Below are 13,175 nucleotides of genomic sequence, written 5' to 3'. Positions count from 1 at the left end.
CCGCCGGCCCGTGCCGGGGCAGGCGGGTCAACAGGTCAACAGGCGGTGGGTCAACGGGCGGGTTTGTCGGGGAACTTGGGGCCAGGGGTGAATCCCTCGGCCTGGGTCACCTCGTCCGCGACCCGGACGCCGTAGCGGTACGCGAGCTTGCCGCCCAGCCATCCCGAGACGCCGAGGGCGGCGAACGCGACGGCGTTGAGGGCCAGCGGACCCGCGTCGACGCTTCCCTTGGGACCGGATCCGGCGTGCCGCCACAGGAAGTTGCCGACGTAGGCGGCGGTCACCAGCAGGTTCAGCGACATGTGGACCACAGCGGTCCGAAAGGCCCGTGTGCGGGGCGGAAGGGCGAACAGGTCGAGGAAGCCCACCAGCGCGGCGGCGAGACGTACGCCGGGTCGGCCGTGAGCGCGGGCCAGCCGCTCGGGGTGGTCACATAGCCATCGGCGCTCATACTCATACGGGCTCGGATCTGCATGTCTTCTCCTCGGTACGTCGGCGGGTCTGTGGGTCGGCGGGCCGGTGGGTCGGCGGGTCGGTGGGTCGGCGGCCGACGGGCCGGCTCCTGGCACCCGGCTCCTGGTCCGGTGAGGAAGCCATCGGCATTCGGGCGACACCTCTTGATCACAGAGCCTCGGTCGTTCGCTCACGTCTCTGCCCTGACGTCGAACGCCCGGGTTTCCGATCGACACACCAGCGGAAAATTCTGTGCCCGGTGCTCCCCGGCGGCGCTCGGCGAGGGGGCTGGTCCTGGCCTGCGCACCGGGGAACCCCCCGCGCCGTGACGCGGCGAACTCCGGGCGCGGGTACCTCGATATCGTCCGCGCGTCGCCGTACGGTCAACACCGTCCCCGTACGGTGAACATCGTCCCCGTACGGTCAACACGCCCGCCGCGCCGTTCCGTTACTCCTGCCCCTCGACCACCCCAGCACGACCGGGCCGGCGGCGCACATCGATGCCATCGTCGGAACAGGAGCACGTCCATGCGTCTCTACGCCCAGACCCCAGCACGCCGGAGCCGTCAGCTGATCGGGGATCTCATCGCTCTGTCTCTGATCGCGATGACGGTGGCCTTCGCCCTGGTCGTGCGTGAAGCGATCTTGACGCTCGCCGAGCCCGGGCGGAAGGCCGAGAGCGCGGGCGACAGCCTCGCGTCGGGGCTCGACAGCGCCGGTGACGCGGCCTCGAAGGTGCCTTTCGTGGGGGGCTCCTTGAAGAAGCCCCTCCAGTCCGCGGCCGACGCCGGCACCAACCTGTCCGATGCGGGACGGTCGTTGCAGGACACTGTGGGGCACGTGGCCACGTTGACGACGATCGCCCTGATCGCCCTTCCCGTCGCCGTGATCCTGGTGATGTGGCTGGTGCCGAGGCTGCGGTGGATCCGGCGCGCCGCCACCACCCGTCTCCTCCTGGACGCCCCCGGCGGCGCCGACCTGCTCGCGCTGCGCGCGCTCACCGGTCCCCAGCGGTCGCTGGCCGCGCTCGCCACGCCGCCGGGTGGCCTGGCCGACGCCTGGCGCCGCGGGGACCCCGACGTCATCGCCGACCTCTCCGCCCTGTCGCTCAGGCGGGCCGGGCTCAAGCCCTGACGCATACGCCGAGCGAGCCGCCCACGCCCCCGCGCCATCACTGCTCGGGCGCCGGGACGCAATCCTGAGCGGGCGACGCCCCCTCCCCACGCCGCAGCAGCGCCGCCGCGCCCAACGCGTTGACACCCAGGAGCGCGGCGGCGAGCAGCAGACTCTCCCGCATGCCGCAGGAAAAGTCGCTCGCGACGAGCGCGCCGAAGACGGCGATTCTCAGTGCCCCGCCCGTCTGACGGCTAGTGTTGAGCAACGCCGCCGCCGTGCCCGCGCGTTCGGCGGGAACGTTGTCCAGCATGAGGGAGGTCAGCGCGGGCATGACCAGGGCGCCGCCGACACCGAAACAGGCCAAGCGGCAGCATGGGCGAGCGCCGGTGTGCCTCGACGGCCACGAAGCGGCCCCGGCCCGGCACGGCGACCGCGACCGCCGCCAGGACCGTGCCGGTCAGGCCGTGATGCCCACCCTCGATGACGGCGTAGGTCACTCCGGCGAGCGCCAACCCGGCCGTGAGCTGCCCCGGTACATCGAACACGGCGGGGCGGCGCGGGGAGCGCCGGGGCAGGCGTCAGCATCCGTACGGGGCTGAGACCTCACTCCGCGAGGAACTTGCCCCGGATCGCCTGCCGCTCATCGTGCGTACTGCTCCTCTCTGTGCCAGCTTCGCTCTGGGCCACCTCTGCTCCAGCCGTCGCCTCTACCCCAGCCGTCGCCGCGGGCCCCCAGCCTGTCCGTCATCGGGCGGGTGCCGGCAGACCGGGCCGGCCTGCGGCTCTTCCCCGGCATTACCGACTGGCCGCCGGAGCGGCGCAACATCACCCGTTACATGTTCCTGCATCTGCGGGCGATGGCGGGCGCCGACCCCGACCTGCCGGCAACCAGGCGATGCCCGGCACCCCCGACCACGACGCCATGCTCCTGCTCGACATGGCGAGTCCCGAGGAGGCCGAAGCCCGCCGTGCGTGACGTGCCAAGTCGCACCAGGTCGCGCCGCGTCGCGCCATGCCGTGCCGTGCCGTGCCGTGCCGTGCAAGGATCACTACCGAGCAGTAGCTTCACGGCTTGATCAGGCGCGAGCAGAAACAATCAAGGAGCGGGCGGTATGGGGCGGGTCCTCACAGTAAGCGGCAACATCGTCATCGACGTCTCACCGGACGTGGCCTACCGGGCCGTGAGTCGCCCGTCCGACATGGGCCGCTGGAGCCCGGAGAACCTGGGCACGGCGAGCGGAACAGGAGAAGGGCCCGCCGGTCTCGGCACGACCTTTGTGGGACGCAACCGACGGGGGATGTTCCGCTGGGTGACCCGCTGCACGGTCACCGCCGCCGAGCCGGACCGCAGGTTCGCCTTCCGTGTCCACGCCATCGGCCTCGGCCGCCCCCGCCTGCGGGGCCCGATCGCCACGTGGGAGTACCGCTTCGAACGCGCCGAGGGCGGCACCCGGGTCACCGAAACCTGGACCGACGACCGGACGGCGTGGCCCGACGCCGTCGCCGCCGTCTTCGACCGCGCCGTCACGTCGGGCAGTACGTTCGCCGCCTTCCAGACCCGCAACATCAACAAGACGCTGCGGAACCTCAAGCGGGAACTGGAATCCCGTGCGGAACGAACGGGTTGAGGGGACAGAGCGCGCGTCCCGCATTCCGCGCCGCCCAAGTCCCGCAGAACGGGGCCAAGTTGACCGCGTTCGCCGTACACCACCCAGACGTGCTCGACGACCGGCTGTGGCACGCTCGTCGCTTCACTTGGACGTGAAAACCAAACCAGCTCAACGGCTACTGCAAGATGGTTCAAATGAGCGGTTCGACTGAGCAGGTGGAGACCGCAGACCGTCTCTGGCAGGAATTCCGCCAAGAGCCGTTCCCTGACAGCTTGCGACATTCCACGTTCGGGGGCACACATGTGTGGCTCCTCGAACTGGACATCGCCGGCTGCGTTCTTCGTTGGCTCGACAACAGCGGCACTCTCGACTCGAAGAACAGCGTCCTCCTCAAGAGCAGCATCGCGGACCTGGACCGAGTCCTCCCTGAGATCAATGACCTTGCAGGAGCCCAGTACTGCCAGCGGTTGCACCAGCTCGCCGTGCTCGTGTCAAGGGATCTGCCCAGCACCAAATGAGACGGCCCCTTGGAGGGCGCAGGACGGACATCGCAGAACCGCGGAACTCAATGACGCCCTCGGTTGATGCTGCGCGTACACCCGCCTGCCACTCCCCCAGCCCCGGAACCCACCCCGGCGATGGTGGCGCCGCACGGCGATGGTGACACGCGCACACAGCGGGCTCTGGCTGCCTCGCGGCGGTGCCTCGCGGGCCGTGCCCCCTCAGCGCACCAGCAGGTCGACCACCCCCGTCAGGCCCTCCTCGCCACCGCCATCCGCCAGCCGGCGGCGCATGAGCGTGAAGTAGGGGGTGAGCAGTTCCGGGGTGACGCCTTGTTGCTCGGCGGTGGTCAGGAACGTCGGTACGCCCGCCACCTGCATGGCCAGGTTGGAGACGACACCCTCGGTGTAGTCCCCGCTCCGCAGTTGGTCGGCGGTCTGGTGGACACCCGAGGCCATCGCGACGAGCCAGTCGGCCAGCAGGGGGGCGAGCGTCGTGGGGTCGATGTCCTCCTTGCGGATCAGGGCGAAGGCGTGCGCCGCGCCGGCGAACATTCCGTACATGGCGCTGAGCAGGGCAACGTCGTGCAGGGCCGCGAAACCCGCGTCCTCGCCGACGTACGTGGCGCCGACCGGGACCGTCAAGGTCCCGCGGTGCTGGTCGAAGAGTTCCCGCGCACCGCTGTAGAAGACGTAGCCGCCGGCTTCGGGTACGCCGATCATCGGGGGCACAGCCATGATGCCGCCGTCCAGATAGCGGGCGCCGCGCTCGCGGGCCCACGTGGCACGTGCGCGTGCCTGCGCGGGAGTACTGGTGGTCAGGTTGACCAGGTCCTTGCCTGCCACGTCGGTGTGGGCCAGCACCTCGTCGACCGAGGCGTCGTCCAGCAGACACAGGACGACGAGGGTGTTCGCGGCGACCGCGTCGGCGGCGGATTCCTCGGCCTTCGCTCCCTCGCCCGCGAGCGTCGCGGCCCGGGCCGGACCTCGGTTCCAGACCGTGAGCGGATGGCCGGCGGCGAGCCAGGTACGAGCCAGCGCGGTGCCCATCGCGCCGAGGCCCAGGAGTGTGAGCGGAGTCTTCTCAACTGCGGTGTGTGTCATGCGATTAGGCTGGTCGCAGGTCCCGTGATGATCAAGTACGCACTTGGCAGTGGGTGGTTACCCCGGGGTGAGCAAGCAGGTCAGGAGGGTGGGGCATGACGACGCTGAATAGGCCGGGCACACCGCGGGGACACATCTGCGGGATCGACGCCGCCATGGAGGTGATCGGCGGCAAGTGGAAGGTGCTGATCCTGTGGGCGCTCCATGAGCACCCACAGCGCCGCTTCGGCGAGCTGCGCCGGCTGCTTCCCGGGGTCACCGAGAAGGTGCTGGCCTCGCACCTGCGCGAGCTGGAAACCGACGGCATCGTACGGCGCGTGTCGTACGACGAGGTGCCGCCCCGCGTCGAGTACTCCCTGACCGCCGCCGGCCGGCGCCTCAATGACGCGCTCCAGCCCCTGGCCGTCTGGGGCCGCGAGTGGTCGGCACCGCAATGAACGGGGGCGAGAGCGCTCAAACCCCGTGCTGAGAGCGCCAGTTATCGCTCAGCGAGGCCGTCGGGGCGGTCGGAGCACGGCGGCCGGGGCCGGCCCGGCCCTCGGTGCGTGTCACCACGGGACGGGCTGCCCGAAGCGGTTCACGTACGCCAAACCCTTGGTGTTCAGGTGGGAGAGGAGCACGTCCACGAGGAGGGGGACGCTCTCCTCCACGGTGTAGGGCGCCTCGTCGCCACCGAGGGCCGTACGGATCCAGCCGGGAGCCAGCAGCAGAAAGGCGCGGTCGGTGTCGGCCTCGCGGACCGCGTAGCTGCGCAGAAACATGTTGAGCGCCGCTTTGCTTCCTCGGTAGACCTCGTGTCCCGCGCGGGTGTTGTTGGTGATGCTGCCCTGCCCCGAGGACATGACTCCGATGAGGCCGTTGGGCGTGACCAGGTCGTCCAGGGCTTCGATGGCCCGCAGCGGACTGAGCGCGTTGGTCACCATGATGTCGGTGAAGTCCCGCGTGGGGACCGCTCCGATGGGTGTCGCGTCGTTGTTGGTGGTCCCCGCGTTCACGAACAGGATGTCCAAGGGGCGGCCAGTCAACCGCTCACGCAGCGGCGCCAGTTGCTCGGGCTCGGTGATGTCGAGGTGTTCGATGCTGACGCGTTCGGGGTGCTGGTCGGCGAGGTCGTGGAGTGGGGTGCGGGCGGCGTCTCGGACGGTGCCGATGACCGACCATCCTCGCTCGGCGAGTTCGCCGGCCATGGCGCATCCCAGTCCACGGGACGCGCCGATGATCAGGGCCGTGGGGACGGGGCCGGGTGTGTGCGGCTGAGGCATGGCGTGTCATCTCCAGAGGTACTGATACGGGTGGATGGTGTGCGCGAGTGGGACAGCGGGGCCCGCCGGTCAGGACCTCATGGGGTCGATGCCGAAGAGGGCGGCCGCGTTGGCCGAGCGCACCTTGTGGCGGTCTGAATCGGTGGCGAGGTGTTCGAAGAAGGTGTCGATGTCTTCCCGGCTGGGCCGCTGGAAGGGGTAGTCCGTCGAGAAGATCAGCCGGTCGGTGGTCGTGACGGTCAAGGCGTGGTGCAGCAGGGCCGGGTTGAACATGCCCGAGGTGGTGATGAAGACGTTGGCACGGATGTAGTCGGAGACCGTGCGCTGGAGACCGGCGAGGCGCGCGAGGCTGTCGGCCCGGTCGAGCCAGAAGAGCAGCAGTTCGCCCCAGTGCCCAAGGACGATCCGCAGCTCGGGGTGCCGGTCGAAGGTGCCGCGCAGGATGAGCCGCAGGGCGGCGGTGGCGGCTTCCAGGTGCCAGCCCCAGCCGAACGTGGCGAGGCCGAGGTCGGTGAGTGGGTCGAAGCCCCGGTAGGTGGCGTCGCGCAGGGGGTCGGAGGGGATCTGGGGATGGATGAAGACGGGCTGGCCAAGGGCGGCGGCGGTGGCGAAGAAGTCGTCGTAGACGGGGTCGTCGAGCAGCAGGTCGCCGGATCTGCCGTAGACCATGGTGCCCACGTGGCCCTGGGCTGCGGCCCGTTCGAGCTCGGCGGCGACATGTCGCGGGGAGGACATCGGGAGGCTCGACAGGGACCGGAAGCGTGCCGGGTGGGCGCGGACCGCTTCGGTGGCGGTGTCGTTGGCGAGGCGGCTGAGGTCGACTGCCCGCTCGGGAGGCAGGGAGTGCGTTCCGGGCGGGGTCAGGGCCAGGACGGCCAGGTCGATGCCCTGGGCGTCCATGGCGGCGATCCGGCCGGCGCCGAGGTCTTCGAGCCGCTGGAGGGTGTCGCCGTGTTCGTTGAAGGCGAGGCTTTCGTCCGGGCGAGGTACGGCCTTGAGGGCGGACGTCAACTCCGGCAGCATCCAGTGTTCTTCGATGGCGATGAGGGTCATGGGCGGCCTTCCTTGGGCGGAGTGAACGCACGGCCTGACGCGGCAGGGCTGCGGCGGCCGGCGGCGTCCGCCCGGTCGCTTCGTTCCGTACCCCGGCGAAGCTAGGCGAGACCCAGTTACCTGTCAAATGATAGCTATCCCACGACAGGTAAATTACACTGAGGACGTGGACAAGAAGCGGGACGAGAAGCAGGTCGTGGACGAGAAGCAGAAGGCCAGGCTGTTCGAGCTGGCCGACCTGATCCTGGCGATCGGCCGGCACATCCATGCCGCCAAGTCGGACCCGGCGGAGGCATGGACACCGCTCGAAGCGGCGGTCATGCGCTTCGTCGACCACCAGCCGGGCGCCACGGCCGGCCAGGCGGCCGAGGCCACCCGGCTCATCTCCAGCAACTTCAGCCGCGCCCTGCGCAAGTTGGAGGAGAAGGGCCTGGTGCGCAGGGAACCCGATCCCGATGACGCGCGACGCGTGCGCCTGTATCCGACGCCGAAAGCCGGTGAGAATCTGCGCCGCCTCGAGGACGTCTGGGGCGGCCTCCTGGCCGAGGCCGTTCCCGACGGTGCCGAGGCGGACGGCATGATCGTCGTGCTCCGGCGCATCGAGGCGCAGCTGCTTGCCCGAAGCCGCGGCGGCGCGCACCGCGACTGAGCCACGGCCGCGCGCGGTGGCGCCGCCCGTCGGCGCGGTGCGGCGCCGCACGAGTACCGGCCGGTGGGGTCCGGGGCCTCCGGTCACGGCGTGTGTCCGGTCGGGCCGTCGCGTGGCCGCCTGTCCCCGCTCATGGGGTGTCGGCGAAGATGGGGCCAGGTCCGTTCGCCGTCCGAGCAGAGGAGTGCTGGCGCAGATGCCCGCTTCCGGTTCCCCCTCCCGTGCCAAGCCGCCGACGATCGCCGATGTCGCGCGCGCCGCCGAGGTGTCGCGTACGACGGTGTCGCACGCGCTCAACGGCCTCGGCAAGGTGGACCCCCGGACCCGGGAGCGGGTCAAGCGGATCGCGCTCGAACTCGGCTACCGGCCCAACTTGCGCGCACAGCGGCTGCGTACCGGCCAGGCGAAGGCCATCGCGCTCGTGTCGTCCATGCCGTTCGCGGTGGCCGGCGGGCCCTCCCGGCTCGGCTTCTACATGGAGGTGGCGGCGGCCGCCGCCGAGAGCGCGCTCGTCCACGATTACGCGCTGGTGCTCGTGCCGCCGGTGCGCTCCGGGTCCGCGCTCGACTCCCTGGACATCGACGGGGCCATCGTGGTCGAGCCCGACATCGACGACGCGGCCATCGCGCAACTGCGCGGGCGCGGACTGCCGTACGTCACGCTCGGCCGGCCGGTCGCGGCCGACGACGAGGCGCCGTACGTGGATCTGTGGGGAGACCGGGTGGCGACCGTGCTCCTGACGCACCTGCGGGAGCAGGGGGCCGGACATCCGGCGCTCATCGTGGGGTCGGGCGCGCGGCATTCGTCGGTCGACGCCCGGGCCGCGTACGAACGGATGGCGGCCGAACAGGGCTGGGATCCCATCGTCGAAGCGTGGCCCGAGACGGGGGGCGAGCGGGAGGCGTACGAACGCTGTACGGCGCTGCTCGCGGCGCACCCCGGGATCGACGCGGTGTGCGCGCTGGTGGACGCGTTCGCGGTGGGAGCGGTCCGCGCCCTTCAGGACAGCGGGCGCTCCATTCCGGACGACGTCCTGGTCGCCACCCGCTACGACGGGCTGCGGGCCCGCACCTGCCAACCGCCGCTCACCGCGGTGGACTTGCATCTGGACCGGGCGGCTTCCGACGCGGTGGAACTGCTCCTGTCGGGGCTGCGCGGCGCCGAGGCCCCTCCCCCCGGGGCCCCGGCGCCCGCCCCCGCGCTGATCGCGCGCGCCTCCTCGCTCAGAGAACGCGGGGAGTTCAGACACCCGCGATGAGGACGGTGCCGGAGACCAGCGCGAAGACCAGCACGAACAGCCTCATCCTGCGCGCGTCGATCCGCTGGTGCACCAGCCGGCTCAGCCACGCGCCGAGGGCGATCGCCGGGAGCAGCGCGGCCGCCCAGCCCAGGTCGGCGACGCGTCCCTTGCCGGTGGCGAACAGCAGCGCCAGCGAAGCCACTTCACCCACCAGGAAGCAGGCGGCGACGGTGGAGCGGAGCTCGGCGGGCGGGCGGTGCTGGTAGACGAGCGCGAGCGGGGGGCCACCGACCCCGGTCGCGGTCTCCGTGAGGCCGGTCACCAGGCCGGCGCCGACGTATGCGGTCCGGCCGGGCGCGAAGGCAGGGGCGGCCAGACTGACCAGCGCCGCGAGGACGGTGGCGCCGCCGACGAACAGTCCGATGCTGCGGTCGGGGATGAGCCAGAGCAGCGCGAGTCCGCCCGGCGTCGCCGCGAGCCGGGCCACGGTGATCCAGCGCGCGCCGCGCAGATCGAGTGAGCCGCGTTCGCGCCACGCGACGTACAGGTTGAGCGGGATCATCGACGCGAGGACGAAGACGGGCAGCAGGGACGGGTCGAGGATGCCGGCGACCGGCGCGACGACCAGCGCGAAGCCGAGCCCGCTGCCGCCCTGGACGAACGCGGCGATCCCCACCGTGACGGCGAGGATCACCAGGGTCTGAGTGTTCACTGTGCGGTGCTCCGGTTCCGTGCCGAGATGTCGCGTGCCGTCGCCGACGTGGGATGGACGCGCGTGACGGGTGCGCGCGCCACGGCCGTTCTGGCCAGGGCCGTGGCGCGGCGCACGAGTGCGGGGCCGTCCCAGTCGGTCGGCTCGCCGTGCCACATACGGAGCCGGCCGGCCACGAACACGGCGCTGATCTGGTCCCGGTTGCCTCGCCGTACCAGTTCCCAGGGCAGGTCCAAGGACAGGGCGAGTTCGGGGGTGGACACGTCCACGAGGAGGAAGTCCGCCGCCAGGCCGGCCGCGATGGTGCCGGTGCGGCCGCCGAGGCCGACCGCGTCGGCGCCGCCCGCCGTGGCGTGCTCCAGCCAGGTCCAGCCCGCTCCGCAGGAGGAGTCCCCCGTGCTCAGGCCGTACGCGATGCGCTGGGCGAACTCGGCGGCCTCGGCGAGCCGGAAGCCGTCGCCCCGGGTGCCGTCGCTGCCGATGCCGAACCGGACGCCGCGCTCGGCCAGGGCGGTGGCGGGGGCCACCGCGTTGCCTTTCCAGGCGCTGGCAACGGGGTTGTAGCTGACGGCAGTCGCGGTGTCGGCGAGGAGCGACACCTCGCGGGGCGCGAGCAGCGTGGTGTGGGCGGCCAGCAGGTGCGGGCCGAGGGCCTTGACGCTGTCGAGGTGTTCGAGCGGGCGCAGGCCGTGGCGCAGCAAGGAGCGTTCGACCGCCGCCAGGTGTTCGTTCACATGCATCTGGACGACCGCCCGGGCCTCGGTGGCGAGGCGGCCGGTCGCGTGCAGCATGGCGTCGGTGGCGGCTTCGGGAACGGAGATCGCCAGGGAGGGATGGATGAGCGGGTCGTCGGTGTAGGCGGCCAGGTGTTTCTCCGCGCGCGCCAGGATCGCGCCCGAGTCGGTGTCCGTGCCGGTGTCGTCGCAGATCAGGCCGAGGACGCAGCGGATCCCCGCGTCCCGTGCGGCGCAGGCGACGACATCGGTGTCCACGTCGGCGCGCGTCCCGGCGTCGGTTACGGTGGTGAATCCGCCGCGCAGCGATTCCAACGCGGCGAGCTTGGCGGCCACATAGGCCGATTCCTCGTCGAGTGCGCCTTCGAGCGGCACCCAGACCCGGCGGAAGATCTCCGAGGGCTCACCGAAGGCGAGAGCCGCGCCGAAGCTCTGGGTCAGATGGTGGTGGCTGTCGACGAAGCCCGGCATGAGCAGGTGGCCGGACAGGCGCAGGGCCTGGAGATGGGGATACCCGCGCTCCAGTTCCTCGGTCGGCCCCACCGCCTCGAACGAGCCGGCGGACACGACCACGGCGTACAACTCCCTGACTCCTTCGGGGAGCAGGACGGCGTCCGGGATGAGGAGCAGCGGGCCGCGGGTGCGCAGCCGGTCCTGGATGAGCTGGTTCATCGGTTGCCTTCGGTGCGGGGAGCGGGGCGTGGGGACAGCCGGGCGGCGAGCGCCGGCCGGACGTGGTGGAAAAGGACATTGAGTACGGCCGCGACGAACGCTCCGACCGCGACACCGCTGTCGAGCAGGATGCGGACGGTGGAGGGGAATCCCTGGTAGACGTCGGGGACCAGGATGGGCAGCAGGCCGAGTGCGAGGGCGACGGCGCAGATGAACGTATTGGTGTGGCGGTCGAGGTCGCAGCGGGCCAGCATCTGCACCCCGAGCACGGTGATCACGGCGAAGACGACCATGGCCGTGCCGCCGACGACCGGCGCGGGCACGACACTGATGGCCCGGGTCACCGGCGCGAGGAACCCGATGGCGATGAGGACGACTCCGGCGGCCGCCGTCACGAACCGGCTGCGTACGCCGGTGACGCGGACGATCCCGATGTTCTCCCCGCTCGTCACCATCAACGGCATCCCGAACAGGCCGCCAACGGCCGACACGAGCGCGTCGCCGCGGATCGTCCTCGGAACCGCGACGCGTCGGTCGATCTTCTTGCCCACGGCCTCGGCGTTGATGACGGTCTGGCCGGTGGCCTCGGCCATGGAGGCGAGGCTGTAGAGCATGAGCGGCAGGGCGGCCAGCACGTCGAATCTGGGCGGGCCGAACGGCATGAGCCGGGGCAGGTCCACCCAGCCGCCCTGGCTCAGATGTCCAAGGCTCACGTCGCCGAGGTACAGGGCGAGGACCGTGCCGGCGATGAGGCCGAGCATGACGGAGAGCTGACGCGCCAGACCGCGGCAGAGCAGATGGCTCAGGACGGTGAACCCGATGGTCGCGAGGCCGAGCGCGAGGTGGCCGGGGTCGGCGAAGCCGTGTTCGCCGGGGCGTCCCGTGACCAGGACCGCCCCGACCTTCACCAGATTGACGCCGACGATCACGATCATCGTGCCGATGACGAGCGGCGGGAAGTACGTCAACAGGCGGGCGAAGAGCGGCAGTACGGCGAAGGTGAACAGGGCGGTGAGGAGGACCGCGCCCGCCGCGACGCGCAGTCCGTGCTCGTCGGCGATGGCCAGGAACAGGACCAGCGGCGCGCCCCCCGGCAGCATGACGAACGGCAGCCGGGGCCCGAACTTCCACAGTCCGAGCGACTGGATCAGCGACCCCACGCCTGAGAGGACGAAGGCGGCGGACAGGAGATCGACGGTCAGGCCGGCGTTCAGCCGCAGGGTGGCGCTCATCAGGAAGATGGCGGAGATGGGCGTGGCCGCCATGACCAGCACGTGCTGCAACCCGAAGAGCAGGATGCGGCCCAGGGGGCGGGACTCGTCGACGGGGTGGACAGCCACCTGCCGGAGGTTTTCGGATTCCGTACGGGGCAAAGCCTCGGACAGCGTGGTGGCGCCGCGCGCTTCGGGCGGCGGGGCGGGGGCCCGGTCCGGGGCGGTGCCTTGGGCGGGTGCGGGTGGCGGGGTGCGGCGAGGACGGGACACGTGCGAGCTCCGTTCGGGTCGCGAGCGCGGAATTCAGCCGTGCACCGGCCCGGACGGGAGCCACACACGATCGGCCAAATCGATTTGGCCGTCAGTATGGGGAGGCCGGAGGAGGGGAGTCAAGGGTGGGGGCGGGCTAAGTGGAGCCGGGGGTTCGGGATTTGCGGGGCGGGCGCCTGAGCGGGGCGGGCGCCGCACCGGGGCGGGCGCCGCACCGGGGCGGGCGCCGCACCGGGGCGGGGGCGCCGCACCGGGGCGGTTCGCCGGTGCGTGGCGTCTCACCAGGGCGGACGGCGCACCGGGGCGGGCGCCTCACCGGGCCGGGTGCCTCACCAGGGCCGGGCGCCTTGCCGGGGCGGACTTCACCGGCGCGTGGCGCCTTGCCGGGGCGGACTTCACCGGCGCGTGGCGCCTCGCCGGGGCGGACTTCACCGGCGGGTGGCGATGTGGGCGAAGCACCCGAGGGTCACCACGCAGGCCAGGGCTACGTAGCTCGCGTACAGAGCGGGGTGTCCCGCGTGCCCGGCGGCCGCCGCCAAGTACGGGGCCGTGCCGCTGAACACGGACACGGTCAGGCAGGACCGAC

The 13,175-nt window shown here is 71.4% G+C and carries 17 protein-coding genes; 7 read left to right on the top strand and 10 right to left on the bottom strand.

What is annotated here, in order from left to right:
• Positions 1-50: 50 nt before the first annotated feature.
• Positions 51-368 carry a DUF2231 domain-containing protein gene (locus ACFYM2_RS11590; RefSeq protein WP_358997175.1) on the bottom strand — a complete coding sequence of 106 codons (318 nt, stop codon included), beginning with the start codon at positions 366-368 and terminating at the stop codon, positions 51-53.
• Entirely contained in the window at positions 293-475 is a 183-nt protein-coding gene (locus ACFYM2_RS11585) for a hypothetical protein (protein WP_358997456.1), read from the bottom strand. Before ACFYM2_RS11585 ends, ACFYM2_RS11590 begins: the two co-directional genes overlap by 76 nt.
• A gap of 506 nt (positions 476-981) precedes the next feature.
• On the opposite strand from ACFYM2_RS11585, the gene ACFYM2_RS11580 reads away from it, so the two are divergent.
• Positions 982-1,587, top strand: a complete 606-nt coding sequence (locus ACFYM2_RS11580; RefSeq protein WP_388835418.1) for a hypothetical protein — start codon at positions 982-984, stop codon at positions 1,585-1,587.
• A 37-nt stretch (positions 1,588-1,624) separates the two neighbouring features.
• Here the strand turns inward: ACFYM2_RS11580 and ACFYM2_RS11575 are convergent, their stop codons facing one another.
• Positions 1,625-1,879 carry a hypothetical protein gene (locus ACFYM2_RS11575; RefSeq protein ID WP_388835414.1) on the bottom strand — a complete coding sequence of 85 codons (255 nt, stop codon included), beginning with the start codon at positions 1,877-1,879 and terminating at the stop codon, positions 1,625-1,627.
• On the opposite strand from ACFYM2_RS11575, the gene ACFYM2_RS11570 reads away from it, so the two are divergent.
• The 3 genes from ACFYM2_RS11570 to ACFYM2_RS11560 all read left to right on the top strand — a co-directional run bounded on the left by ACFYM2_RS11570 (position 1,878) and on the right by ACFYM2_RS11560 (position 3,697).
• Positions 1,878-2,168 (top strand): hypothetical protein, encoded by a 291-nt coding sequence (locus ACFYM2_RS11570; RefSeq protein WP_388835411.1) that lies wholly within the window; start codon positions 1,878-1,880, stop codon positions 2,166-2,168. The genes ACFYM2_RS11575 and ACFYM2_RS11570 overlap by 2 nt on opposite strands.
• A gap of 513 nt (positions 2,169-2,681) precedes the next feature.
• Positions 2,682-3,197 (top strand): SRPBCC family protein, encoded by a 516-nt coding sequence (locus ACFYM2_RS11565; RefSeq protein ID WP_358997179.1) that lies wholly within the window; start codon positions 2,682-2,684, stop codon positions 3,195-3,197.
• A 254-nt stretch (positions 3,198-3,451) separates the two neighbouring features.
• On the top strand, positions 3,452-3,697 hold the full coding sequence (locus ACFYM2_RS11560) for a hypothetical protein (protein WP_388835408.1): 246 nt from the start codon (positions 3,452-3,454) through the stop codon (positions 3,695-3,697).
• A gap of 204 nt (positions 3,698-3,901) precedes the next feature.
• Here the strand turns inward: ACFYM2_RS11560 and ACFYM2_RS11555 are convergent, their stop codons facing one another.
• Positions 3,902-4,783 carry an NAD(P)-dependent oxidoreductase gene (locus tag ACFYM2_RS11555; RefSeq protein WP_388835405.1) on the bottom strand — a complete coding sequence of 294 codons (882 nt, stop codon included), beginning with the start codon at positions 4,781-4,783 and terminating at the stop codon, positions 3,902-3,904.
• Positions 4,784-4,878: 95 nt separating this feature from the next.
• Here ACFYM2_RS11555 and ACFYM2_RS11550 point away from each other — a divergent pair, with 95 nt between their 5' ends.
• Positions 4,879-5,220, top strand: a complete 342-nt coding sequence (locus ACFYM2_RS11550; RefSeq protein WP_388835402.1) for a winged helix-turn-helix transcriptional regulator — start codon at positions 4,879-4,881, stop codon at positions 5,218-5,220.
• Positions 5,221-5,331: 111 nt separating this feature from the next.
• On the opposite strand, the gene ACFYM2_RS11545 is transcribed toward ACFYM2_RS11550, so the two are convergent.
• Both ACFYM2_RS11545 and ACFYM2_RS11540 read right to left on the bottom strand, forming a co-directional pair.
• Positions 5,332-6,045: an SDR family NAD(P)-dependent oxidoreductase gene (locus ACFYM2_RS11545; RefSeq protein WP_388835399.1), complete on the bottom strand. Its 714-nt coding sequence runs from the start codon at positions 6,043-6,045 to the stop codon at positions 5,332-5,334.
• A 69-nt stretch (positions 6,046-6,114) separates the two neighbouring features.
• Positions 6,115-7,098 (bottom strand): amidohydrolase family protein, encoded by a 984-nt coding sequence (locus tag ACFYM2_RS11540; RefSeq protein ID WP_358997192.1) that lies wholly within the window; start codon positions 7,096-7,098, stop codon positions 6,115-6,117.
• 166 nt (positions 7,099-7,264) lie between these two features.
• Between ACFYM2_RS11540 and ACFYM2_RS11535 the strand changes: the two genes are divergently transcribed.
• Both ACFYM2_RS11535 and ACFYM2_RS11530 read left to right on the top strand, forming a co-directional pair.
• Entirely contained in the window at positions 7,265-7,747 is a 483-nt protein-coding gene (locus tag ACFYM2_RS11535; protein ID WP_388835396.1) for a MarR family winged helix-turn-helix transcriptional regulator, read from the top strand.
• A 196-nt stretch (positions 7,748-7,943) separates the two neighbouring features.
• Positions 7,944-9,005, top strand: coding sequence for a LacI family DNA-binding transcriptional regulator (locus tag ACFYM2_RS11530; protein WP_358997198.1), 1,062 nt, complete (start codon positions 7,944-7,946; stop codon positions 9,003-9,005).
• Here ACFYM2_RS11530 and ACFYM2_RS11525 read toward each other — a convergent pair.
• The 4 genes from ACFYM2_RS11525 to ACFYM2_RS11510 form a co-directional block, all read right to left on the bottom strand.
• Positions 8,989-9,699 (bottom strand): sulfite exporter TauE/SafE family protein, encoded by a 711-nt coding sequence (locus ACFYM2_RS11525; protein ID WP_358997200.1) that lies wholly within the window; start codon positions 9,697-9,699, stop codon positions 8,989-8,991. The genes ACFYM2_RS11530 and ACFYM2_RS11525 overlap by 17 nt on opposite strands.
• Complete coding sequence (locus ACFYM2_RS11520) at positions 9,696-11,105, bottom strand: amidohydrolase family protein (RefSeq protein WP_388835393.1); 1,410 nt, start codon at positions 11,103-11,105, stop codon at positions 9,696-9,698. The genes ACFYM2_RS11525 and ACFYM2_RS11520 overlap by 4 nt, the downstream gene beginning before the upstream one ends.
• Entirely contained in the window at positions 11,102-12,445 is a 1,344-nt protein-coding gene (locus ACFYM2_RS11515) for a uracil-xanthine permease family protein (protein WP_388835390.1), read from the bottom strand. Before ACFYM2_RS11515 ends, ACFYM2_RS11520 begins: the two co-directional genes overlap by 4 nt.
• Positions 12,446-13,017: 572 nt before the next feature.
• A complete protein-coding gene (locus ACFYM2_RS11510; RefSeq protein WP_388835808.1) occupies positions 13,018-13,158 on the bottom strand; it encodes a hypothetical protein in 141 nt (46 codons plus the stop codon).
• Positions 13,159-13,175 lie beyond the last annotated feature (17 nt).

Origin of the sequence: Streptomyces sp. NPDC006711 (assembly GCF_042869775.1) — a bacterium.
In the GTDB taxonomy this organism is placed as follows: domain Bacteria; phylum Actinomycetota; class Actinomycetes; order Streptomycetales; family Streptomycetaceae; genus Streptomyces.
This window is presented reverse-complemented; position numbering and strand designations above follow the sequence as displayed.